The sequence below is a fragment of the Pseudomonas sp. R76 genome, assembly GCF_009834565.1.
GTDB lineage: Bacteria > Pseudomonadota > Gammaproteobacteria > Pseudomonadales > Pseudomonadaceae > Aquipseudomonas.
In genome coordinates, this window is sequence record NZ_CP019428.1 from 2,594,346 (window position 1) to 2,616,752 (window position 22,407).

Below are 22,407 nucleotides of genomic sequence, written 5' to 3' on the forward strand. Positions count from 1 at the left end.
GCGAGGCTACGAAAGCGGTGGGTCGGGCGGCCTCTCTATTGGCAGTGCCGCCGTCTTCGCAGGCAAGCCAGCTCCCACATTTGATCGCTGTTGTTTGTGGGATCTGTGGCACTGGCGGACTCAGAGGCCAACACCGCTCTTCCAGACAGCAAAAATCCACTGTGGGAGTTGTCGAGCTCCAGCGAGGCTACGAAAGCAGTGGGTCGGGCGGCCTCTTTATTGGCAGTGCCGCCGTCTTCGCAGGCAAGCCAGCTCCCACATGTTGATCGCTGTTGTTTGTGGGATCTGTGGCACTGGCGGATTCAGAGGCCAACACCGCTCTTTCCGACAGCACAAATCCACTGTGGGAGTTGTCGAGCTCCAGCGAGGCTACGAAAGCGGTGGGTCGGGCGGCATCTTTATTGGCAGTGCCGCCGTCTTCGCAGGCAAGCCAGCTCCCACATTTGAGCGCTGTTGTTTGTGGGATCTGTGGCACTGGCGGATTCAGAAGCCAACACCGCTCTTTCCGACAGCACAAATCCACTGTGGGAGTTGTCGAGCTCCAGCGAGGCTACGAAAGCGGTGGGTCGGGCGGCATCTTTATTGGCAGTGCCGCCGTCTTCGCAGGCAAGCCAGCTCCCACATTTATTCCGTGGCGAATTTGAAATTAAGCGGCCTGCGGCTGGATCTGCAACTCGCCATCCACATCCTTGACCAACCCACTGGCCAGAAACAGCGGCGCCAGGCGCTTGTGCAACTGTGGCTCGACAAACTCTTTCACCGTGTCCAACACCAGCACGCCACTGAGCGGCAACTCGGCCTTGGTGTACGACAGCCACGCTTGCTTGAGCTTCATCAATACATCGCTGCCCGCCGTGGAGGCGAAGCGGCGGTGGGTGGGTTTACCGTCGAGGTTGAAGGTGTGCTGGAACGCGTAGCCGGTCTCATCGCCCTGGCTGGCGGCACAGCGCACGCAGGTGCAGGGGCCGTCGCCGAACGCGCTGCGCAGGTAGCTGTTGAAGTCCACCACGGGCTTGAGTGACAGGCGCTTATCCACCTCGAACAAGTCCCCAGTCATTTTATCGTCAGTGTTCAACGTCCATTTCCTCGCAGGTCGGCAGGTGTCTTTCAAAGCGCGGCACAATACCAGCCGCGCGGCAATTTGGGGGCGATTTGCATAACAATAGATCCCAATATTCTTTTCAAGTCTTAAAAATCGCCGCTAGGCTCCATCACCTTCTCGAAAACGCGGCAGATTCCCCATGACTTTCAAGCGTTCCTCCCTGACTCTCCTGGCCGCGTCCCTGGCGGCGGCAAGCGCCTTGCTCAGCCCCGGCGCCCAAGCCGAAGGCAAGATCAGCATCGCCCAGCAATTCGGCATTGGCTACCTGATCCTCGACGTGGTGCGCGACCAGCACTTGATCGAGAAGCACGGCAAGGAACAGGGCCTGGATATCAAGGTGGAATGGAACAGCATTTCCGGCGCCACCGCGATGAATGAATCGCTGCTGGCCGGCGCCCTGGATGTGGTCTCGGCCGGTGTGCCGCCGATGCTCACCCTGTGGGACCGCACCAAGGGCAAGCAGAACGTCAAGGCCATCGCTTCCCTTGGCTCCATGCCCAACTACCTGCTGACCAATAACCCCAACGTGAAGACCCTCAAGGACTTCACCGAAAAAGACCGCATCGCCGTGCCCGCCGCTGGCGTGGGTTTCCAGTCGCGCACCTTGCAGATCGAGACCGCCAAGCAGTTCGGCGACGCCAATTTCAAGAAGTTCGACGACATCTCTATCAGCCTGGCACATCCGGACGCCACGGCGGCGTTGATTGCCGGTGGTTCGGAGATCAACTCGCACTTCTCCAGCCCGCCGTTCCAGTACCAGGAATTGCTCAACCCTAATGTGCACAAGGTGCTCAGTTCCTACGACATCCTCGGCGGTCAGGCCTCGTTCAACATGCTCTACACCACCGAGAAATTCCACGACGAAAACCCCAAGACCTACAAGGCGTTCTACGCCGCGCTGGCCGAGGCCGAGCAGATCATCAAGGCCGACAAGCCCGCTGCAGCCAAAACCTATATTCGGGTAGAGGAGTCCAAGCTGCCGCTGGACCTGGTGGAAAAAATCGTCCAGGACCCGGAAATCGACTTCACCATCGTGCCGCAGCGTACTTATATCTATGCGCAGAAATTGCAGGAATTGGGCGTGTTGAAGAATAAGGCGGCGAGTTGGAAGGATTACTTTTTTGAAGAGGCGCATGGTGGCGACGGCAGCTAAGCCCCTCTCTTAATTTGAAATACGGTCAAAAATGTGGGAGCGGGCTTGCTCGCGAATGCGGTGGGTCAGTGAATGAATCTGTTAACTGACACACCGCATTCGCGAGCAAGCCCGCTCCCACATTTGAACTTCCTACACCTGATATTCAGCGAAAGAACTCACCCGGCGTCGCATCAAACTGCTGGCGAAACGCATTGATAAACGCCGACGTCGACTCATACCCGCACCCCAACGCCACATCCGTCACCCGTTCACCTTGCTCCAGCGCAGGCAGGGCGCTGAGCAGCCGCAAGCGCTGGCGCCAGGCGCGAAAGGTCAGCCCGGTGTCACTGAGAAACAACCGGCTGAGGGTCTTCTCACTCACCGCCAGCTTGCGGCTCCAGTCACCCAAAGTGGTCTGCTGCTCCGGGTGCAGGCTCAGGCTGCGGTAAATCTGCCGCAACCGCGCGTCGTGGGGCAACGGCAGCATCAAGTCCACCTGCGGTGCAGCGGCCAGTTGGTCCAGCACCACCTGGGCCAGACGCCCATCCGGCCCGTCCTCAGCATATTCCACCGGCAGCTCGCTGAAGCTGCGGATCAACTCGCGCAACAAACTGCTCACCTCCAACACCTGGCAGCGCTCGGGCGCCCAGGCGGTGACGCTGCAGTCGAGGTAAAGGCTGCGCATTTCCGTGTGCGGCGAACTGAACACCCGGTGCGGCACGCCCGCCGGAATCCACACCGCGCGCTGCGGCGGCGCAACAAAGCGGCCGACGCTGGTCTGGATCTCCAGCACCCCGGAAATCGCGTAAGACAATTGCACCCACGGGTGGCTGTGGCGGCGGGTCAGGGCGCGATTGGGCAGCGATTCGGTGCGCCCATACACCGGCCGTGGCAGGCTGGAAAGCCCGGGCACGCTGCGGCGAACCGTCTTGTCATGTCCTTTAGGCGGCATTTACTGGCTCATTGGCGTTAGTCGGTAACAAGCCGTTACGTTAGAGTCGCAGCGATGCGCTTGGCAACCCCTGGAAGATTTGCTTATGACCCGCCCACGTTTTCTGCCTGACAACTTCACCCTGACCCTGATAGCCACGGTGATCCTCGCTTCATTGCTGCCCGCCAGCGGCCAGACCGCCGTGGCCTTCGGCTGGGTGACTAACCTGGCCATCGCGCTGCTGTTTTTCCTGCACGGCGCGAAGCTGTCGCGCCAGGCCATCGTCGCCGGGGCCGGGCATTGGCGCCTGCACCTGCTGGTGTTCAGCCTCACGTTCGTGCTGTTTCCCTTGCTGGGCCTGGCGCTCAAGCCGGTGCTGTCGCCGCTGATCGGCAAAGACCTGTACATGGGCATGCTCTACCTCTGCGCGCTGCCGGCCACGGTGCAGTCGGCGATTGCCTTCACGTCCCTGGCGCGCGGCAACATCCCCGCGGCCATCTGCAGCGCGGCGGCGTCGAGCCTGTTTGGCATCTTCCTCACGCCGTTGCTGGTGACGTTGCTGCTTAACGTGCACGGCGACGGCGGTTCGACCCTCGACGCAATCCTGAAGATCAGCGTGCAACTGCTGCTGCCGTTTATCGCCGGGCAGATCGCCCGCCGCTGGATTGGCGAGTGGGTCGGCCGCAACAAGTCCTGGCTGAAATTCGTCGACCAAGGCTCGATTCTGCTGGTGGTCTACGGCGCGTTCAGTGAAGCGGTCAACGAGGGCATCTGGCACCAGATCCCGCTGTGGGAACTCGGCGGCCTGGTGGTGGCCTGCTGCGTGTTGCTGGCCTTGGTGCTGGTGGCGTCGACCGTCCTGGGCAAGGCCTTTGGCTTTAACCAGGAAGACCGAATCACCATTTTGTTCTGCGGCTCGAAGAAAAGCCTGGCCACGGGCGTACCCATGGCCCAGGTGCTGTTCGCCGGGGCGAGCATGGGCGTGTTGATTCTGCCGCTGATGCTGTTTCACCAGATCCAGTTGATGGTGTGCGCGGCGCTGGCGCAGCGTTATGCCAAGCGGCCGGAAAGCATCCCCGAGTTGATGGGGCAGGTGGATCCGTGATCTAGGTCACACCCTGGGCCGAATCACCTCAAGTTAATGCCCGGCCAGACGACTCACTTATTGAGAGCCCAATAAGGAGTGTCGGCATGAAGGTTAAAGGTATTTCAGTGTTTACCGGCCTGTTTTGCCTATGGGCGGGCGCTTGTGGCGCCGCGCAGACAGTCGGGCAGGGCACCATTCAGTTCACCGGTGCCATCGTCGAGCCTGGGTGTGCGACAAATGCGCGCAGCGGCGCGGTAATGGAGTTGACCGGCTGCGCGGTTTCCAACCGTGGCAGCCGCTTCGATGTGCGCAATGTGGCGCCGGTGGCCAGTGTCAACGCGGCCCATGTGCTGCTGGTCGCAGACAGCGGCAGCGGGCGTTACTACGATCAGCGCTATGTGTTGGTGGACAACGCCGGCCAGCCGATCAAGTCGGGCAACTACGTCATCACCATGACCTCGCCCTGAGTAACGGGGCGACGATCCGCGTCAACAGCGGGCCGAGAAACCTATAGAATGCCCAGCGGCGGCGCTGTTCTGCGCGGCCGTTGGACCATCGCCAGAGTACCTCGCCCGTCAATGAGCATTTCAGCCGCAACGCCCCAAGCCAACTGGCAACCGGTCATCGCCCTCTCGTTGGCCGCGTTTGTATTCAATACCACCGAGTTCGTGCCGGTCGGCCTGCTCAGCGCCATCGGTGCCAGCTTCGACATGCCCATCGCCAGCGTCGGCCTGATGCTCACCATCTATGCCTGGATCGTGTCGCTGACTTCGCTGCCGGTGATGCTGCTGACGCGTAACGTCGAGCGGCGCAAACTGCTGATCGTGTTGTTCGGCTTGTTTATCGCCAGCCATATCCTCTCCAGCGTCGCCACCAGTTTTGGCCTGTTGATGGTCAGCCGCATCGGCATCGCCTTGTCCCACGCGTTGTTCTGGTCGATCACCGCTTCGCTGGCAGTGCGCCTGGCGCCGGAAGGCAAACAGGTGCAAGCCCTCGGCCTGCTGGCCACCGGCACGTCCCTGGCGATGGTATTGGGCATTCCGCTGGGCCGTCTGCTGGGCGAGGCCATGGGCTGGCGCACCACTTTCCTGGTGATCGCGGCGTTTGCCGCGGCCCTGGTGTTCTGGCTGGCGCGCACTTTGCCGCTGCTGCCGAGCCAGAACTCCGGCTCGCTGCGCAGCCTGCCGTTGCTGTTCAAGCGCCCGGCGCTGGTGGCGCTGTACGTGCTGACCGCCATGGTGGTGACCGCACAATTCACCGCCTACAGCTACATCGAACCCTTTGTTGAAGGCGTCGCCGGCCTGAGCGGCAATGTGGTGACGCTGTTCCTGCTGGTGTTCGGCGGCGCTGGCATCATTGGTTCGCTGCTGTTTAGCCTGGTGCACCGTTTCAACCCGCACCTCTTCGTGGTCAGCGCGGTGTTCCTGCTCGCCGCGTGCCTGGCACTGATGCTGCCTTTGAGCGGCGCCGAGTCGTACCTCGTCGGCCTGAGCGTGTTCTGGGGTATGGCGATCATGGGCTTCGGCCTGGCCATGCAATCCAAGGTGCTGGTGCTGGCACCCGACGCCACCGACGTCGCGATGGCGATGTTCTCCGGCATCTACAACATCGGCATCGGCGGCGGCGCGCTGATGGGCAGCTGGGTCGGCAGCCACTTCGGCTTCGCCTGGATCGGCGCAGCGGGCGGTGCACTGGCGGCCCTGGCATTGATTGGCTATTGCCTGGCAATACACCGCTTCGGCCAGGGTGTGGTGCGGCACTGAGGCGTAACAACCTGATGTGTTGTTTGATCGTTCCCACGCTCTGCGTGGGAACGAGCCTTTAGGCTACGGCTTCCAGGTCTGCACATCCTGGGCATCCACCGCCTTGGGCAACAACCCCGCCTTGAAGAACGCGTCCGCAATCTTCTGCTGTTCCCCCAACTGATCAATCGTTACCGGCTGCACGTCATAACTGCGGTGCGCGTTGGCCGCTTCAACCGTGGCCACGTCCAGGTTGCCCCACAGCGGGCCAAGCACTTTCGCCGCGTCCTGCGGGTGGGTTTTCACCCACTGGCCGGCTTTTTCCAACTGCGCATACACCAGTTTCAGCACCTCGGGATGCGCCTTGGCGTAGGGCGTGCCGGTCAAGTAATAACGCTTGTAGCTGGCCAGGCCTGCGCCGTCCGCCAGGGTGCGCGTCGGCAATTGACGCTGCACGCTGGTGAGGAAGGGTTCCCAGGTGACCCAGGCATCGACCTTGTTGTTCTCAAAGGCCGCGCGCCCATCGGCCGGCGATAAATAGGCCGGTTCGATATCCGAGAAGGCCAGGCCGGCTTTGGCCAGCGCGGCGATGAGCAAATAGTGGGTGCCGGCGGCCTTGGTCACCGCGATTTTCTTGCCCTTCAAATCCGCCAACTGCTGGATCGGCGAGTCCTTGCGCACCACGATGGCTTGGGCGGAAGGCGAGGGCGCTTCCTGGGCGAAGTAGGTGAGTTTGGCCTGGGCGGCCTGGGCAAAGATCGGCACGGTGTCGGCCACGTCGGCGCTGATATCGACGTTGCCCACGTTCAGCGCTTCGAGCAGCGGCAATCCGCTGGGGAACTCATGCCAGCTCACGTCAATGTTGTCGGCCTTGAGGGCTTTTTCCAGAGTGCCCTGGGTTTTCAGCAGGGTGATCAGGGTTGAAGACTTCTGGTAACCGATGCGTAGGGTTTCCTGGGCTTCGGCGCTCACGGCGACAGAAAACGCCAGCAGCCCGATGACAACGGCGAGGGGACGACGAATAGGCATGGCACGCTCGATCTTCGGCGAAATAAGGCCAAGCATAAAGTTCTAAAAAGTATTCTATAAATACTCTTTTGATCTGAGCTTAGGGCGGTTTTTCAGCATTTCGATGAATCGGGCATAACCATGGAATATATCGTTCTTTTATAACGGTTGATTACTAATATAAGTTTTAAGGCTGAACCCTTTACGCGACAAGCTAAGGCCTGCCATGACCACTCGCCGCCAAATCCACCTATCGGCATTCCTATTGAGCGGCCCGGTGGTGCACAGCCACGCCGTGTGGCGCCACCCGGAAACCGTCGGCAACTACCTCGACCCTGACTACTATTCCCGCATCGCCAAGGTGGTAGAAGAAGGCCTCTTCGACTTCCTGTTCTTCGCCGACCGCCTGGCCGTGGGCGACCAGATGGGCGGTTCGCGTGAGTTCGCCTTGCGCTACGGCGCCCAGGACGCAACGCGCCTGGACCCGTTGCCGATCCTCTCTTACCTGATCGGCCAGACAAGCAAGCTGGGCCTGGGTGCGACACGCTCCACCACCTATTACGAGCCGGCGCATATCGCGCGTGAATTCGCCACCCTCGATCACCTGTCCAAGGGCCGTGCGGCGTGGAATATCGTGACCTCGATGAACGACAGCGAAGGGCGTCTGTTCGGCAAGGCCAAGCATCTGGAACACGACCTGCGCTATGACCGCGCCGATGAGTTTGTCGAAGTCGCGCTCAAGCTCTGGAACAGCTGGGGCCAGGGCGCCCTCAAGCTGGATCGCGAAAGCGGTGTGCTTGCCGACCCGGGTTTGATTACCTCGGTGCAGCACCAGGGCGAGTGGTTCAAGGTGGAAGGCCCGTTGAATATCCCGCGCACGCCCCAGGGGCGACCGGTGCTGATCCAGGCCGGCTCATCCGGACGTGGTCGGCGGTTTGGCGCACGCTGGGCCGAGGCGATTTTCACCATTCACCCGCATTTGGCGGCCATGCGCGCGTTTCGCGATGACGTGCGCGCGCAAGTGGTACAGCAAGGCCGTGCTGCCGACAGCTGCAAGGTGCTGACGGCGGTGATGCCGTTTATTGGCGGCAGCGAAGCCGAAGCCCGCGCCAAACGCGACAAACACAATGCCTTGGCGCGGCCCGAACTGGGGTTGGTGACACTCGCTTCGCAGCTGAATGTGGACCTGTCGCCGTTCCCGCTGTCGTCCACCCTGGCCGAGATCGCGCAGTCGCCGCTGATTCCTGCGGCCGCCGCTGAAAAGCTGCTGATGCAAGGCCCGGAAACCACCCTGGAGCAACTTGGGCGCCTGTTCGCCAGCAGCGTGCGCGTGCCGCAACTGGTGGGCACCGGCGCGCAGGTCGCTGACCAGTTGGCGGAGCTGTTCGAGCAGGGCGGTTGCGACGGCTTTGTGATTTCGCCGGGCTATTTGCCGGGCTCGTTCACTGAGTTTGTCGAGAGCGTGATTCCGCATTTGCAGCGCAAGGGTTTGTTCCGCACGGCGTATGAAGGCTCGACGCTGCGTGAGCATCTGGGGTTGGCCGATCTCACTCACTGAACGCGGTCAATGTGGGAGCTGGCTTGCCTGCGATGGCTATGGGTCAGTTGCATCGCTGCTGGCTGAAACACCGCTATCGCAGGCAAGCCAGCTCCCACAGGCCACATCAACATCAATCTAAAAGGGATATTGCGCATGGCCGCTTTTGATCACTTAACCCGTCGCCGCCTGCTCGGCATCGCCGGTATTTCGCTGGCCGGTCTGTCGCTGCCGCGCCTGGGCTGGGCCGCTGACGAGCACGCCGGGCACAACACGCCTCAGGAACCCAGCGGTACCGGCGAATTTATCCGCCTCGACGCGCCACGCGCGCTCAAGCTGGCAGTCAACCTCAACGCGGTGTGCCTGGCCCCGGTGGTGATCGCCCACGGGCAGGGTTTCTTCAAGAAGCACAACCTCGACGTCGAGTTGGTCAACTTCGGCAACTCCACCGAAGTGCTGCTCGAAGCCATCGCCACCGGCAAGGCCGATGCGGGCATCGGCATGGCGTTGCGTTGGCTCAAGGCGTTGGAGCAGGGCTTTGATGTGAAACTCACCGCCGGCACCCACGGCGGCTGCCTGCGTTTGCTCAGCGCGGTGAAGGGCGGCGTGAGCAAACTTGAAGACCTCAAGGGCAAGGCCATCGGCGTCACCGACATGGCCAGCCCGGACCGCAATTTCTTCTCGATCCTGCTGAAAAAACACGGCGTCGACCCGGTGCGCGATGTGGAATGGCGCCTGTATCCGGCCGACCTGCTGGGCACCGCGCTGGAGCGTGGCGAAGTGCAGGCGGTCAGCGGCAGCGACCCGTTCATGTACCGCTTGATCAAGTCCGGCGTGGCGCGGGAATTGTCCACCAACCTGGTCGAGGAATACGCCAACCTCAGTTGCTGCGTGGTCGGCGTCACCGGCAAGCTGGTGCGCGAAGACAAGCGCGTAGTCGCGGCGCTGACCCAGGCGATCCTCGAAGCCCATGACTATTCCGTGCAGCACCCGGAGGACGTCGCAAAAGGCTTCCAGGCCTACGCACTGAACACGACCACCGAAGAAGTGCAGGCGATCCTCCATGACCACACCCACGGCCACCACGCGGTCGGCGCGGCGCTGACGCAGGAAATCACCACCTACGTCACCGACCTGAAGACCGTGGAAGTGATCAGCAAAAGTACCGACCCGGTAGCGTTTGCCAAGGAGATCACCGCCGATGTCTTCAGTTGATGCGGTAACGCTGAGCCCCGCCAAAACCTTCAACGTCTGGTGGCAGGGCGCAACCGTAGTCGCGGCCTGGGTGGCCGTGGCACTGCTGATCAGCTATTGGCCCAATGCCGTACGCAATTGGCCGATGACGCAAGGGCTGGCCAACCTGTGCGTCGGCGTGGCGGCGGTGTTCATCGTGTTGAGTCTGTTGGGTCGGCACTTTTCCAGGCTGGGCCTGCGCTTGCGCAGTGCCGGGCCTTGGTTGATCGCCTTACCGATATTGCTGGGCCTGTGGGAGTTGCTCACCGCCAAGTTGGCGCTGTTGCCGGTGCCGTTTTTCGCACCGCCCCAGGCGTTGCTTGCGGTGTATATCGAAGACTACCCGCGCCTGGCCGACAGCCTGCTGCATTCGGCGCTGTTGCTGGGCTCGGGCGTGGCGTTGGGCGCGGCCACCGGCTTCGTCGCCGGCGTGGCGATTGGCTGGTCCACGCGCATCGGCTACTGGCTGCACCCGGTGCTGCGCATCCTCGGCCCGGTGCCGTCGACGGCGTTGTTGCCGCTGTGTTTTTTCCTGTTTCCCAGCAGCTGGAGCGCCAGCGTTTTTCTCATCGCCCTGGCCACCTGGTTTCCGGTCACGGTGCTGACCTGGTCGGGTGTGGCAAGTGTCGATAAAGCCTATTACGACGTGGCGCGCACGCTGGGTGCCAAGCCAGGTTTCCTGATCTTTAAAGTGGCGATTCCTGCCGCGCTGCCCCATGTGTTCGTTGGCCTGTTCATGGGCTTGGGCGCGTCGTTCTCGACCTTGGTGGTGGCAGAAATGATGGGGGTGAAATCCGGTATTGGCTGGTACTTGCAATGGGCCCAGGGTTGGGCGGCTTACGCAAATATGTACGCGGCGCTGCTGATCATGGCGTTGGCCTGTTCGGGGTTGATCACCGGGCTGTTCTTGCTGCGTGATCGGTTGTTGGCCTGGCAGAAAGGAGCGATGAAATGGTAGCCCTGGCACACGCGGTAGCGGCGCCGGCGGGGTTGGCGCTGCGCATTGAAAACCTCAGCCATGGCTTTGCCCTGGACGGTCAGCAACTGCCGGTGCTGGAGCGGGTTTCGCTGGATGTCGCACCGGGTGAGTTTGTGGCGTTGCTCGGGCCGTCGGGGTGTGGGAAATCCACCTTGCTGCGCCTGGTGGCAGGGCTGGAGCCGGCGGATTCTGGGCGGTTGCTGGCCGATGGTGAGCCGATCACCGGGCCGGACCCGAGCCGGGTGGTGGTGTTTCAGGACCCGACCTTGTACCCATGGCGGCGAGTATGGGACAACGTAGCGCTTGGCCTGGAGGCCCAGGGTTTGCTCAAGACCCATGCCGGCAAGGTTGATGAAGCGTTGGAAAAAGTCGGTTTGAGTGCCTTCGCCCGTGCTTACCCTCGGCAGCTGTCCGGTGGCATGGCGCAGCGGGTGGCATTGGCGCGGGCGCTGGTGAATCAGCCGCGATTGCTGATCCTGGATGAGCCGCTGGGCAAGCTGGATTCGCTGACGCGCATCACCATGCAAAAGGAGTTGATCGAGTTATGGCAGCGCCAGGGCTATACGGCGTTGCTGGTGACCCATGATGTGGAAGAGGCGTTGCTGCTGGCTAATCGCGTGATTGTGTTCAGTGACCGGCCGGCGAAGATCCAGGCGCAGTTGACGATTGATCGGCCGTACCCTCGGCACCGCGATGATGCTTATCTGGTGGAATTGCGGCGGGAGATTTTGGGGCTGCTGGGGTTGGGGAGCAGCTGGTAATTGATCGTCCCCACGCTCTGTGGGAACGATCAGATCTTGCTGATGCGATGAGATCCAACTGTGGGAGCGGGCTTGCTCGCGAATGCGGTTTGTCAGCCAATTTATCTGTCACTGACCCACCGCCTTCGCGAGCAAGCCCGCTCCCACAATTGATCGTTCCCACGCTCTGCGTGGGAACGCCGCCTGGGACGCTCCGCGTCCCGCGTCCGCTTCTATCTCAAGGCCGATGTACAGGTGACGCAGAGCGCCACAGGATGCATTCCCACGCGGAGCGTGGGAACGATCAGGGTCGCGATGATGCTTGTCTGGTGGAGTTGATCGTCCCCACGCTCTGCGTGGGAACGCCGCCTGGGACGCTCCGCGTCCCGCACCAGCTTCTATCTCAAGACCGATGTACAGGTGACGCAGAGCGTCAGAGCATGCATTCCCCACGCGGAGCGGGTAATCCGGGGCGCATCTTCACCCCCAAGGACGACGCCGAAGCCAACTTGAAGAAGCTGGCCCGCGTGGTTTAAACCAGCTCCTCTGCGCGCAATTGCACACTCATAGCATCACAACTTTTCGCCCAGTCACTCAGCCATTGCGGCAGCGGTGGCGACGCTTCGGCCAACCCCAGCTCGCGCACGAAGTCTGCCGGGGGCAGGGTGCCTTTGGCTGAGCGAAACAGCCCGCGCATCACCACCACGCCGATCACACGGCCTTTGCTGACGAAACGGTGCTCCATCAGGCTCCACTTGTGGTCCCAGCCAAGCATGCGGGTGTGTACCTCGAACACTTCGAACAGCTTCAGTTCGCGGCGAAACTTGCCCCAGGTATCGCCCACGATCGGCAGGGCTTTGTTGCGCAGGGCCACGCGAAACGCGCCGGTACGCAGTACAAAATCCATCCGCGCCACATCCGCCAGGGAGAAATACCGGCCATTGGTGACATGCCGGTTGATATCCAGGTCCAACGGCCAGACCCGCATGCGCACCACGGTGGTCTCCAGGCCATGGGCCGGTGTGCGCCAGGGCCGACGGGACAGCATGTAGAGCAATCGAAACCAGAGATTCATAAACGCGCCAGGCAGTTGATCAGTGGCCGCACTCTACGGGCGAGGAATCGGCTAAGGTAGGTGCGCAAATGACTTATTACATGCGAAAAGCGCAACATGCACATTACCTTGCTCCTGGTCGACCAATGCTCCGCCGCCAGCGCCACCCTGGCCCTGGAAATGCTCAGCGCCGCCAACCTGTTCGCCGACAGCCCGCCGTTCGAGATCGTGGTCGCCTCCCTCGACGGCCAGGCCGTGGACGCCTGGGGCGGGCAGCGTTTGCAGGTGGGGTGTTCGCTCGCGCAGGTTCATCAGACCGACCTGGTGCTGATCCCTGGTTTTCTGTTTACCCTCAAGGAGGCTATGCCGAGCTTTCCCGCCTACGGGCCCTGGTTGCGCGAACGCCATGCCCAGGGAACGGTGCTGGCGTCGATGTGCACGGCGACTTTTCTGCTGGCGGAGAGCGGCTTGCTGCACGGCTTGCGCGCCACCACGCACTGGGCGTTTGCCGGGTTTTTCCGGCAACGCTACGCGGGCGTCGCGTTGGATGACGCGCAGATACTCTGCGAATAAAACCGCGTGATCACCTGCGGTGGCGCCAGCGCCGCGATGGACCTGATGCTGCACCTGATCCGCCGCTTTGGCTCTCCCGAGTTGGCGCATACCTGTGGCAAATACTTGCTGGTCGACAACGTACGCACCGAGCAGTCGGTGTACGCCATGTGGTCATTGCCCAAGAACCACGGCGACGGCGAGGTCCTGCGGGTGCAGCATTGGCTTGAACAGCAGTTTGCCCAGGCGCTGGTGATTGATGACGTGGCCCGGCGCTTTGGCTTTGGCGTGCGCAATTTCAAGCGGCGGTTCAAGGAGGCGACGGGCTATACGCCTATTGCCTATGTGCAAACCTTGCGCCTGGAGCGTGCCAAGCAGATGTTGGAATCAACGCGCATGACCCTCGAAAGCATCACCTACGCGGTGGGGTATGAAGACAGCAATTCGTTTCGTCGCCTGTTCCAGCAGCGCGTCGGCATGCTGCCGGCGGCGTATCGCAAGAAATTCCTCGCCACGGCAAGCTGACTCAACGCCGCAGCTGCGCTTCACCTTCAATGCACGCCACCAGAAATTCCATCACCACCTTTACCGACGGCGAACGGCGCATATCCGGGTACACCGTCAGCCAGATATCCCGCGCTGGGCCGTCGCCGGCGGTGGGCAGTCGCGCCAACAGCGGGTCGTGATCGCCCACCAATGTCGGCAACACCACCGCGCCGACCTGCGAGCGGGCGGCCATTTGCTGGGTGATCAACTCGCTGGCGGCAAACACGATCGGGCGCTGGCCGCGCAGTTGGTGCAGCCATGCCTGTTGCGGCAAGTGATCACGGCTGCTGTCGTAGGCGATAAATGCCCACTGGGCGGCGGGCAGTTGCGTGTACGCGGGCGCGCCGTACAGCCCGAAGCGCACCACGCCGACCTTGCGGCGCACCAGCGCATCCTCGTCGGGGCGCACCGTGCGCAGGGCGATATCGGCTTCGCCCTTGTCCAGCGCCGCCAGTTGCGTGGAGGGCATCAGCACCAGGTTCAGCTGCGGGTATTGCGCGCGCAGCCGTGCCACGTGTGGCGCGATGCAGTGGTTGGCAATCGACGGCGGGCAACTGACGCGCACGGTGCCGGCCAGTTCGATGGAGGCCACGCGCGACAGGCGCATCACTTCGGTGGCCATGTCGCCCATGCCCGCCGCCAATTCGGCCAGCGCCAGTCCTTGCGCGGTGAGCGGCCGGCTGCGGGGCAGGCGGTCGACCAGTTTTACGCCGAGGGCTTTTTCCAGCGCGTCGACCCGCCGCCCGACGGTGGCGTGCTCCACCTGCAGCTCGCGGGCAGCCGCCGACAGCGACTGAGTGCGCGCCAACACGGTGAAGTAATACAGATCCTGCCAGTCAAACATCGGGTTATTTCCGCACAGAGGCTGGGAAGGAATGGGGAATATTCCTACCGAGCCTGTCCTTTTACCATGGCCGCTTCCCAGTGCAAACGGAGTTGTTCCCCAATGAAAGCCATCACCCTGCAAGCCTACGGCGGCCCTGAAGTTGCCCAACTGCGCCACGACGTTGCCAAACCCCAGGCGACGGCCGGGCATGTGCTGGTCAAGGTGGCCTGCGCCGGAATCAATTTCATGGACATTCACACGCGCCAAGGCAAATACGCCCACTCGGTCACGTACCCGGTGCGACTGCCGTGCACCTTGGGCATGGAAGGCGCCGGCGTGGTGGTGGAAGTCGGCCCGGGCGTGAGTCACTTGGCCGTTGGCGACCGCGTGGCCTGGTGCATTGCCTGGGGCGCCTATGCCGAATACGCCCATGTGCCCGCCGACAAAATTGCGCAAATCCCCAACGCCATCCGCTTCGATCAGGCGGCGGCAGCGATGTTTCAGGGTTGCACCGCGCACTACCTGGTTGACGATGTCGCCCGTTTACACGCGGGCAGCACCTGCCTGGTTCACGCCGCGTCCGGCAGCATCGGCCAATTGCTGGTGCAGATGGCGCGGCGCTTGGGCGCCACGGTGTTCACCACCGGCAGCACCGCCGAGAAATGTGCGATTGCGCTTGCGCGCGGTGCCGACCAGGCGTGGACGTATGACGGTTTTGCCGACCAGGTGCTGCAAGCCACAGGCGGGCGCGGGGTAGATGTGGTCTTCGATTCGGTCGGCAAAAACACCTTGCGCGAGAGCTTTCGTGCCTGTCGCACCGGTGGTTTGATCGTCAATTATGGCAACGTCTCCGGCTCGCTGACCGACCTGGACCCGATTGAACTGGGCGAGGCAGGCTCACTGTTTTTGACCCGGCCACGGCTGGCCGACCATATGGCCGATGGCGCGACGGTGCAACGGCGTGCCCATGCGGTGTTCGCGGCGATGCTGGAGGGTTCGCTGACGGTAGACATCGAAGGGCATTACAGCCTGGAGACGGTGCAGCAGGTGCATGCGCGCATCGAGGCGCGGCAACAGATCGGCAAGGCGGTGATGTGGGTGGACCGCGACCTGGACTGAATCGGGGACGAAAAAAAACCGGCTGATCAGGCCGGTTTGGGGTGCCCCGCGAACTGTGCGGGGTTATGCGTTGTTGCCATGCAAGCGATCAGCACCGCCTTCGGCCAGGCCACGTTCCTGCAAGCGATCAGCACCGCCTTCGGTCAGGCCACGTTCCTGCAAGCGATCAGCACCGCCTTCAGCCAGGCCACGTTCCTGCAAGCGATCAGCACCGCCTTCGGCCAGGCCACGTTCCTGCAAGCGATCAGCACCGCCTTCAGCCAGGCCACGTTCCTGCAGACGATCAGCGCCACCTTCGGCAACACGACGTTCCAGCAAACGGTCAGAACCCCCTTCGGCCACACGGCGTTCCAGCAGACGATCAGAACCGCCTTCCGCTACGTGGTTACCTTGCAGGCGATCCGCGCCGCCTTCAGCGACAACCGGGTGAGCAAAAGCGTTTGCAGCCAGTACCGAGAAAGCGAGGCTAAGCAAGAGTTGGCGTTTCATGAGGGTGTGCTCCGAGTGTTTTAGTTGGGTGCCGTTTGGCATGGGGTTGATGTTACGCGTTGGTGTTTTTAAGAGAACTTCATTGGGCTGATGGTGACTATCGATGCCAGCGATGACCCGTTTTGGGGCGGGCCATCGCGTCGACGGTCAAGGCATCTGCGGCCGGTCCTGAGGGCGCAGGTCGAAGACCAGCACCTCGGCATCCTCACCATGGCTCAGGCTAATGTGGCGTTCATTCCTCACACGGGCGCCGTCGCCTTCCTGCAAGCGCTGGCCGTTGACGTCCACGCTGCCCCTGGCCACATGGATGTACACGTGGCGATCCGGCGGCAGGTCCAGGGTCGCGGCTTCGGCGCCGTTGAACAGCCCGGCATACACCCGTGCGTCCTGGCGCACATTCAGTGAGCCCTCGGCGCCATCCGGCGAGATGATCAACTGCAAGCGCCCACGTTTCTGCGCCGTGCTGAAGTGTTCCTGTTGATAGCGCGGTTCGGCACCGGCCTCATTTGGCACGATCCAGATTTGCAGGAAGTGCACGCCCTGGGTCTGGCTGTGGTTGAACTCGCTGTGGGCCACGCCGCTGCCGGCGCTCATCAGTTGCACATCGCCAGGGCGAATCACCGAGCCGGTGCCCAGGGTGTCCTTGTGTTCCAGGGCGCCTTCGAGCACATAGGAGAAAATCTCCATGTCGCGGTGCGGGTGCTGGCCGAAGCCTTTACCGGCTGCGACGCGGTCGTCGTTGATCACCAGCAGGTCGGAAAAGCCCTGCTCGGCGGGGTTCCAGTAGCTGGCGAACGAGAAGGTGTGGAACGACTTCAACCAACCGTGATTGGCGGCGCCGCGGTCCGAAGCTTTGCGAAGGGTCAGCATGGTCTTGTCCTCAAGTGAGCGCGGGCTGCGTGATGCAGGGCGCTTGCGTTGAGAAGAAGATTAATGGTTACCGATAAATTCATTAAGAGGCTGAAATTTGAATAATTGTCTCTTTAAAGTTGACAGTAAAAGCCGTGCCATAATGCCGCCTCGACTTCCTTCTCAATGGACTTATCCCCGCATGAAAACCGTGGCCATGGCGCTGTTTCCGGACTTCCTCCTGCTCGACATGGCCGGGCCACTTGAAGTGTTTTCCATCGCCAACCGCTACCTGCCGGCGACCGCGCACTATCAGATCCTGACGATTGGCACTGAGCCGGGCCTGCTGCGCGCGTCCAATGGCGTGCACGTGCAGCCCGACCTGCAACTGGACCAGGCCCACGACGCCTATGACCTGTTGCTGGTGCCGGGCGGCCCCGGCGCCTATAACGAATGTCACCCAGCGCTGCTGCCCTGGCTGCAGGCCGCCGCCCCACGGGCGCGGCGCTATGGCTCGATCTGCACCGGCGCGTTTGTGCTGGGGCATGCCGGGCTGCTCGACGGCCGCCGCGTCACCACCCACTGGCATTACACCGAGCGCTTGATCAAGGGCTTCCCCAAGGCGATTGTCGAGACCGATCGCATCTACTTGCAGGATGGCCGCTTGATCACCTCCGGCGGGGTGACCGCCGGTATCGACCTGGCGCTGTCGATTGTCGCCCAGGACCACGGCAAACAGGTGGCGGTGGACGTCGCCAAAGTGTTGTTGGTGGTGATGAAACGCCAGGGCGGCCAGGCCCAATTCAGCCCGATGACCGCTGCGGTGGCGCCGCTGGAAACCGCCATTACCCGCGTGCAGAACCAAGTGCTGGCGCAACTCGATCAGCCGTTCACTATCGACGCCATGGCCGCGTTGGCGGGCATGAGTGCGCGCCACTTCGCGCGGGTGTTCGCCAAGGAGGTGCAGATGACGCCCATGGCGTTCCTGCAAGGCGCGCGCATCGACCGCGCCCGGCACCTGCTGGAAACCACTGACCTGCCGCTCAAGACCGTGGCGTTTCACGCAGGCTTCGGCAGCGTGCGACACATGCGTTTTCTGTTCAGTGAAAAACTCGGCCTTAACCCGACGCAATACCGCCAGCAGTTCAGTTAACGCCAGCATGGCTGTTTTGCGCACCTGATTGTCCGTGTCGCTCCCCGTGCCAGCATTGTCCTGTCACGGCGAGCTGGCAAGATAGCGACAGGCCCATGGAAAAGGATGCGCAAACGCCCAAGACCGGGTGTTCCAGCGCCGCTAACCGGATGAACAACCCACACACAGTGAGCTTCGGCCCCTACACCTTTCACCGGCAACAGCGCCTGGTCAGCAAGGCTGGCCTGCCGGTGCCGCTGGGTGGGCGTGCGCTGGATATCCTTGCGGTGCTGCTGGAAACGCCAGGCCAATTTGTCGGCAAGGACACGTTGCTGGCGCGGGTCTGGCCGTGCAGCGTGGTCGAAGAGAACAACTTGCGCGTGCACATCGCGGCCCTGCGCCGTGCGCTGGACGGGCAGCGCTATATCCACAATGAGCCCGCGCGTGGCTACTGCTTTGTCGCACCGTCGACCACTGCGTCGGCGCTGCCCTGGCACAACCTGGGCGCGCGGCTCAGCCCGATGCTGGGCCGTGATGAGCTGCTGGGTGCACTGGTGCGGCGGCTGTCCGGCCAGCGGCTGATCATGCTCACCGGCTGCGCCGGCGTGGGCAAGAGCACCTTGGCCCTGGCCCTGGCCGAACGGGTGTTGTCGCGCTATCGCGACGGCGTGGGCTGGGTGGATTTGGCGACGGTCCACGCGCCGAGCCAACTGCTGCGCCATCTGGCCGCAACCCTGAACCTGCAACCGTGTAGCAGCGCCCATGCACTGTGCGAGCAGTTGGCTGCGCGCCACCTGTTGGTGGTGCTCGACGGCGCCGACGTGCTGCTCGGCGCCTGCCGCCATCTGGTGCGCGTGCTGCATGAAAAAGCGCCGCAGGTGACGGTGCTGTTGACCAGCCGCGAAGCCTTGCAAGTACCCGGCGAGTGGGTGCAGCGCGTGCCCAGGCTGGCGCTGCCTGCGCCCTCGGCCTGGGGCAGTGTCGAGCAGGCGATGGTCTACCCGGCGGTGCAAGTGTTTGTCGCGCGGGTGCGTGCCGGTCAGCAAGGGTTTGTGCTGCGCCCGCAGGACCTGGCGCCATTGCGCGATATCTGTCGGCGCCTCGACGGCATTCCGCTGGCCCTGGAACTGGCGGCGGCACAGGTCGAGGCCCTGGGCTTACGCGGCTTGCAGGCGCAGTTGCAACAAGGCGTGCAGGTGTTGACCCGTGGCCGACGCACAGCGATAGAACGTCATCGATCCCTGACCGCTGCACTGGACTGGAGTTACGAGCGCCTGAGCCTGCCGCAGCGTTGGCTGTTTTTGCAGTTGGCGCTGTTCAAAATGGCCGTAACCCTGCCGCTGTTGAGCAAGCTGGTGGCCGGCACTGAGCTGGAACACGCCGACTTGTCCTACTTGCTGGCACGTCTGGCGGCCACGTCGATGCTGACGGTGGAGCCGGGCCCGGGCCCTGCGCGCTACCGCCTGCTCAACAGCCTGCGCAGCTACGCCCTGGCGCACCTGCGTGACCCGGTGCAGGTGGTGCGTTTGCAGCAAGGTTATGGGCATTACCTGGGGCCGTTTTCAGGCCGGCCGTTTGTCTTGCAACTCGTCGAGCAGGCGGCGCACGCGGAGTAGGTCGTGGGTGGCAAACCCTTCACTGAATTGCGTGTAGACCGAATTCAGCAAGTCGCGCGCCGCCTGCACGCGCCCTTGGCCTTGCCACAGTTGCGCCAGTGCCGTCGCGCTGCGTAATTCCCAGGCCAGCGCGCCTTGCTGGTGGGCCAGGCCCAGCGCCTCCAGCAGCAGTGATTCGCGCTTGCGCAGATCAGGGATTGCCTCGGCGCGCACGCGCAGAATCTCCGGCGTACACCAACCGGCCGCGCCGCTTCGGGCGCGCTCGAACAAGGCGTCATCCACGGTGAGGGCGTTGAAGGTCACCAGCGTGTCCTGCGCCAGGCCCAACCCTTGCAAATCCTTGTCGGACGCCGTGCCCTCGTAGTGCCGCGCCCAGGTGTGGAACAACTGCACCGAGTGTTTGTGTGCCTGTTGCAGCAACAGATCAAGCAGTGAACGCGCCGCCGCGCTGTCGCCGTTGTAGCGGGCGATCACCACGCCGGCCAGGGCCAGGGTGTAGCAGATCGAGGTGCCGTGGTTGATTTGCAGCGCCAGTTCCAGCGCCTGGTTCGCGGTGCGCCAGGCACGCTCGGGAAAACCCCGTAGCCACAGGGTGCGCGCGAGAATCGTCAACGACGCCACACTCTGGTCGTATTGCACGCCGAAGCCGTGGGTAAACCGATTCAGGTGGCCGCTGTGGGCCATGCGCTGGATCACTTGTTCGGCGTTATGCAGGGCGAGTGCCTGGTTACCGGCAAAGTGTTGCGCCAGTACGCGCAGACGCTGGGCGCTGAGGTCCAGCAAGGGCTCGGATTGTGGGCCAAGCTGATCAAACTGCAGGCTCTGCGCCAAGGCCTCACGGTAGTTGCCGCTGCACAGGTTGACCGCCATATGGCCCGACACCGCGCGCAGTTGGCCGCCCAAGTCTTTGCCGGCTTCGGCCAGGCGCCGCGCGCAGGCAAATGCTTGAAGGGTCTGCGGCGTGCCGCCCTGGGTGTGATAGGAAAAACTGCCCAGCGCCAGTTGCAAGGCCATGTGCAGGCGCTGGCTCGGCGCACGCGACTGCGCCAGGCGCGCCAGGGCTTTGTTCACGTACAACCCGTGCTCGCGCAGCAGGGATAATTCCTGCCACAGCGGCATGGCGCTGACGGTCAGGCGAATGCCCAGCAGGTGCGCGCCCCCGTCGCCCAAACACCCATCGAGGGCGGCGCGAATGTCCTCGCGCAGCGGCGCATAACGGTTGATCCACGCCTGCGTGGCGATCAGTTCCCAGTCCTCCTGCGCCTGCTCCATCAGCGCCAGGCACCGCGCCGCATGGCGCTCACGGGTGGCCTCAAGCTCATTGGCCATGCTGAGCTTTTCCAGCGCATAGGTGCGGGTGATATCCAGCAGGCGGTAGGCCACTTCATCGTCGCCAGCCTCCACATTGAGCAGGGACTTGGCGACCAACTGGGTGATCGAGCCCAGCACTTCGTTCGGCGCAATCTGCTCACCGGCGATCACCGCTGCCGCGCTGGCCAGGCTGAACCCGCCACGAAATACCGCCAGGCGGCGCAGGCAAATCTGCTCGCACGCGGTCAGCAATGCAAAACTCCAGTCCAGCGTGGCCCGCAGGGTTTGCTGGCGGGGCAGGGCGCTGCGCCGGCCACGGGTCAACAGGCGAACGTTGTCTTCCATCTGCACCCGCAGCCGCTGCAGGCCGAAGCGCTGGATCTGCGCGGCGACCAGTTCAATCGCCAGCGGAATCCCGTCCAGGCGCTGGCAGATATCGATGGCCAGCGGCAAGTCGGCTTCGCTGAGTTCAAAGCTGTCTTGATGCGACAGCGCGCGTTCGATCAGCAGTTGCAGCGCCGGGTAGCCCAGGGCCTGGGCACGGTTGCCGGTCGCGGGCGGGCAGGCCAGCGGTTCGAGGCGTTGCACGTGTTCACCTTCGGCGCGCAGGGCTTCGCGGCTGGTGGCCAGGATGTGCACGTGGGGCGCATGGCGCAGCAGGGTTTCGCTGATCAGGGCGATGTCGTCGAGCAGGTGTTCGCAATTGTCGATCACCAGCAGCAACTGACGCGCGTGCAGGCTGCGGGCGAGGGTGAGCAGGGGCTCATGCTCGGTGGGCGTAAGGTCGAGCAATGCGGCGAGGTTGGGCAGGATCATCGCCGGCGCGCTGAGCGGCGCCAGGTCCAGCAGGCGGATGCCGTCGCGGTAGTGCCCGATCAGTAATTCCGCCACCCGCAGCGCCACGGTGGTCTTGCCGATGCCACCCGCGCCGGTCAGGGTAATAAAGCGTTGTTGCGGCAATTGCTGCACCAGTGCATCGATCAGCGCCTGGCGGCCGAGCATGCGGGTGCGGCGCAGCGGCAGGTTATGGCCCTGGCTGTGGGGAATGCCGTCGGCGGCAAGCGTCATCGGTTCGATGCTCAGTGGTGCGACAAAACTGTAGCCACGCTGGGCCACGGTGACGATATAGCGCTGCCCCGCCTGACCATCGCCCAGCGCCTTGCGCAGCGCGGCCATGTGCACGCGCAGGTTGCCGTCTTCCACCACGGTTTTCGGCCACACCCGCGCGATCAGTTCCTGCTTGCTCACCACCTTGCCGGCCTGCTCCAGCAGGATCAGCAAAATATCCACCGCGCGCCGCCCCAGGCGCAACGGGCGACCGGCTTCCAGCACCAGGCGCTGGCGCGGGTGGATGCGGTAGGGGCCGAAGTGCACGGCCTGTTCGCTGGGGTCACTCATGGTGGCCGATGCTCGGGGAAA

The 22,407-nt window shown here is 63.0% G+C and carries 19 protein-coding genes and 1 pseudogene; 12 read left to right on the plus strand and 8 right to left on the minus strand.

Annotated elements, in window-relative coordinates; all coding sequences use genetic code 11:
* Window positions 1–646: 646 nt before the first annotated feature.
* On the minus strand, window positions 647–1,075 hold the full coding sequence (locus tag PspR76_RS12000; RefSeq protein ID WP_159955433.1) for a hypothetical protein: 429 nt from the start codon (window positions 1,073–1,075) through the stop codon (window positions 647–649).
* A 166-nt stretch (window positions 1,076–1,241) separates the two neighbouring features.
* Between PspR76_RS12000 and PspR76_RS12005 the strand changes: the two genes are divergently transcribed.
* Window positions 1,242–2,255 (plus strand): ABC transporter substrate-binding protein, encoded by a 1,014-nt coding sequence (locus PspR76_RS12005; RefSeq protein ID WP_159955435.1) that lies wholly within the window; start codon window positions 1,242–1,244, stop codon window positions 2,253–2,255.
* A 145-nt stretch (window positions 2,256–2,400) separates the two neighbouring features.
* Here the strand turns inward: PspR76_RS12005 and PspR76_RS12010 are convergent, their stop codons facing one another.
* On the minus strand, window positions 2,401–3,189 hold the full coding sequence (locus PspR76_RS12010) for an AraC family transcriptional regulator (protein ID WP_159955437.1): 789 nt from the start codon (window positions 3,187–3,189) through the stop codon (window positions 2,401–2,403).
* Between the two features lie 85 nt (window positions 3,190–3,274).
* Between PspR76_RS12010 and PspR76_RS12015 the strand changes: the two genes are divergently transcribed.
* The 3 genes from PspR76_RS12015 to PspR76_RS12025 all read left to right on the plus strand — a co-directional run bounded on the left by PspR76_RS12015 (window position 3,275) and on the right by PspR76_RS12025 (window position 6,018).
* A complete protein-coding gene (locus tag PspR76_RS12015; RefSeq protein ID WP_159955439.1) occupies window positions 3,275–4,273 on the plus strand; it encodes a bile acid:sodium symporter family protein in 999 nt (332 codons plus the stop codon).
* An 86-nt stretch (window positions 4,274–4,359) separates the two neighbouring features.
* Entirely contained in the window at window positions 4,360–4,722 is a 363-nt protein-coding gene (locus PspR76_RS12020; protein ID WP_159955441.1) for a type 1 fimbrial protein, read from the plus strand.
* 111 nt (window positions 4,723–4,833) lie between these two features.
* Window positions 4,834–6,018 carry a sugar transporter gene (locus PspR76_RS12025; protein WP_159955443.1) on the plus strand — a complete coding sequence of 395 codons (1,185 nt, stop codon included), beginning with the start codon at window positions 4,834–4,836 and terminating at the stop codon, window positions 6,016–6,018.
* Window positions 6,019–6,081: 63 nt separating this feature from the next.
* Here the strand turns inward: PspR76_RS12025 and PspR76_RS12030 are convergent, their stop codons facing one another.
* Entirely contained in the window at window positions 6,082–7,026 is a 945-nt protein-coding gene (locus tag PspR76_RS12030; protein ID WP_159955445.1) for an aliphatic sulfonate ABC transporter substrate-binding protein, read from the minus strand.
* A 205-nt stretch (window positions 7,027–7,231) separates the two neighbouring features.
* On the opposite strand from PspR76_RS12030, the gene PspR76_RS12035 reads away from it, so the two are divergent.
* From PspR76_RS12035 to PspR76_RS12050, 4 genes are all read left to right on the plus strand, one after another.
* Window positions 7,232–8,563, plus strand: coding sequence for an LLM class flavin-dependent oxidoreductase (locus tag PspR76_RS12035; RefSeq protein ID WP_159955447.1), 1,332 nt, complete (start codon window positions 7,232–7,234; stop codon window positions 8,561–8,563).
* 135 nt (window positions 8,564–8,698) lie between these two features.
* Entirely contained in the window at window positions 8,699–9,757 is a 1,059-nt protein-coding gene (locus PspR76_RS12040; protein ID WP_159955449.1) for an ABC transporter substrate-binding protein, read from the plus strand.
* Entirely contained in the window at window positions 9,744–10,733 is a 990-nt protein-coding gene (locus PspR76_RS12045) for an ABC transporter permease (protein ID WP_159955451.1), read from the plus strand. Before PspR76_RS12040 ends, PspR76_RS12045 begins: the two co-directional genes overlap by 14 nt.
* On the plus strand, window positions 10,727–11,515 hold the full coding sequence (locus PspR76_RS12050; protein WP_159955453.1) for an ABC transporter ATP-binding protein: 789 nt from the start codon (window positions 10,727–10,729) through the stop codon (window positions 11,513–11,515). Before PspR76_RS12045 ends, PspR76_RS12050 begins: the two co-directional genes overlap by 7 nt.
* Window positions 11,516–12,026: 511 nt before the next feature.
* On the opposite strand, the gene PspR76_RS12055 is transcribed toward PspR76_RS12050, so the two are convergent.
* On the minus strand, window positions 12,027–12,569 hold the full coding sequence (locus PspR76_RS12055) for a thioesterase family protein (RefSeq protein WP_159955455.1): 543 nt from the start codon (window positions 12,567–12,569) through the stop codon (window positions 12,027–12,029).
* A gap of 96 nt (window positions 12,570–12,665) precedes the next feature.
* On the opposite strand from PspR76_RS12055, the pseudogene PspR76_RS12060 reads away from it, so the two are divergent.
* Window positions 12,666–13,625: pseudogene (locus PspR76_RS12060) on the plus strand (GlxA family transcriptional regulator).
* Window position 13,626: 1 nt separating this feature from the next.
* Here the strand turns inward: PspR76_RS12060 and PspR76_RS12065 are convergent.
* Window positions 13,627–14,490, minus strand: a complete 864-nt coding sequence (locus PspR76_RS12065) for a LysR family transcriptional regulator (RefSeq protein WP_159955457.1) — start codon at window positions 14,488–14,490, stop codon at window positions 13,627–13,629.
* Window positions 14,491–14,592: 102 nt separating this feature from the next.
* Here PspR76_RS12065 and PspR76_RS12070 point away from each other — a divergent pair, with 102 nt between their 5' ends.
* Window positions 14,593–15,591 (plus strand): quinone oxidoreductase family protein, encoded by a 999-nt coding sequence (locus PspR76_RS12070; protein ID WP_159955459.1) that lies wholly within the window; start codon window positions 14,593–14,595, stop codon window positions 15,589–15,591.
* A gap of 63 nt (window positions 15,592–15,654) precedes the next feature.
* On the opposite strand, the gene PspR76_RS12075 is transcribed toward PspR76_RS12070, so the two are convergent.
* Together PspR76_RS12075 and PspR76_RS12080 are read right to left on the minus strand one after the other, a co-directional pair.
* A complete protein-coding gene (locus PspR76_RS12075) occupies window positions 15,655–16,080 on the minus strand; it encodes a hypothetical protein (RefSeq protein ID WP_159955461.1) in 426 nt (141 codons plus the stop codon).
* 147 nt (window positions 16,081–16,227) lie between these two features.
* Window positions 16,228–16,950, minus strand: a complete 723-nt coding sequence (locus PspR76_RS12080) for a pirin family protein (RefSeq protein WP_159955463.1) — start codon at window positions 16,948–16,950, stop codon at window positions 16,228–16,230.
* 181 nt (window positions 16,951–17,131) lie between these two features.
* Between PspR76_RS12080 and PspR76_RS12085 the strand changes: the two genes are divergently transcribed.
* Together PspR76_RS12085 and PspR76_RS12090 are read left to right on the plus strand one after the other, a co-directional pair.
* The gene (locus tag PspR76_RS12085; RefSeq protein ID WP_159955465.1) at window positions 17,132–18,082 is read left to right on the plus strand and encodes a GlxA family transcriptional regulator; all 951 of its coding nucleotides are present in this window, start codon (window positions 17,132–17,134) and stop codon (window positions 18,080–18,082) included.
* Between the two features lie 95 nt (window positions 18,083–18,177).
* Entirely contained in the window at window positions 18,178–19,677 is a 1,500-nt protein-coding gene (locus tag PspR76_RS12090) for an ATP-binding protein (protein WP_159955467.1), read from the plus strand.
* Here the strand turns inward: PspR76_RS12090 and PspR76_RS12095 are convergent.
* Window positions 19,624–22,386, minus strand: coding sequence for an ATP-binding protein (locus PspR76_RS12095; RefSeq protein WP_159955469.1), 2,763 nt, complete (start codon window positions 22,384–22,386; stop codon window positions 19,624–19,626). The genes PspR76_RS12090 and PspR76_RS12095 overlap by 54 nt on opposite strands.
* Window positions 22,387–22,407: the final 21 nt, after the last annotated feature.

Coding starts and splice junctions, on each gene's coding strand:
- PspR76_RS12080 (WP_159955463.1), bottom strand. CDS start 16,950: ATGCTGACCCTTCGCAAAGCTTCGGACCGCGGCGCCGCCAATCACGGT.
- PspR76_RS12020 (WP_159955441.1), top strand. CDS start 4,360: ATGAAGGTTAAAGGTATTTCAGTGTTTACCGGCCTGTTTTGCCTATGG.
- PspR76_RS12025 (WP_159955443.1), top strand. CDS start 4,834: ATGAGCATTTCAGCCGCAACGCCCCAAGCCAACTGGCAACCGGTCATC.
- PspR76_RS12050 (WP_159955453.1), top strand. CDS start 10,727: ATGGTAGCCCTGGCACACGCGGTAGCGGCGCCGGCGGGGTTGGCGCTG.
- PspR76_RS12005 (WP_159955435.1), top strand. CDS start 1,242: ATGACTTTCAAGCGTTCCTCCCTGACTCTCCTGGCCGCGTCCCTGGCG.
- PspR76_RS12045 (WP_159955451.1), top strand. CDS start 9,744: ATGTCTTCAGTTGATGCGGTAACGCTGAGCCCCGCCAAAACCTTCAAC.
- PspR76_RS12065 (WP_159955457.1), bottom strand. CDS start 14,490: ATGTTTGACTGGCAGGATCTGTATTACTTCACCGTGTTGGCGCGCACT.
- PspR76_RS12015 (WP_159955439.1), top strand. CDS start 3,275: ATGACCCGCCCACGTTTTCTGCCTGACAACTTCACCCTGACCCTGATA.
- PspR76_RS12095 (WP_159955469.1), bottom strand. CDS start 22,386: ATGAGTGACCCCAGCGAACAGGCCGTGCACTTCGGCCCCTACCGCATC.
- PspR76_RS12075 (WP_159955461.1), bottom strand. CDS start 16,080: ATGAAACGCCAACTCTTGCTTAGCCTCGCTTTCTCGGTACTGGCTGCA.
- PspR76_RS12035 (WP_159955447.1), top strand. CDS start 7,232: ATGACCACTCGCCGCCAAATCCACCTATCGGCATTCCTATTGAGCGGC.
- PspR76_RS12085 (WP_159955465.1), top strand. CDS start 17,132: ATGAAAACCGTGGCCATGGCGCTGTTTCCGGACTTCCTCCTGCTCGAC.
- PspR76_RS12070 (WP_159955459.1), top strand. CDS start 14,593: ATGAAAGCCATCACCCTGCAAGCCTACGGCGGCCCTGAAGTTGCCCAA.
- PspR76_RS12040 (WP_159955449.1), top strand. CDS start 8,699: ATGGCCGCTTTTGATCACTTAACCCGTCGCCGCCTGCTCGGCATCGCC.
- PspR76_RS12010 (WP_159955437.1), bottom strand. CDS start 3,189: ATGCCGCCTAAAGGACATGACAAGACGGTTCGCCGCAGCGTGCCCGGG.
- PspR76_RS12090 (WP_159955467.1), top strand. CDS start 18,178: ATGGAAAAGGATGCGCAAACGCCCAAGACCGGGTGTTCCAGCGCCGCT.
- PspR76_RS12030 (WP_159955445.1), bottom strand. CDS start 7,026: ATGCCTATTCGTCGTCCCCTCGCCGTTGTCATCGGGCTGCTGGCGTTT.
- PspR76_RS12055 (WP_159955455.1), bottom strand. CDS start 12,569: ATGAATCTCTGGTTTCGATTGCTCTACATGCTGTCCCGTCGGCCCTGG.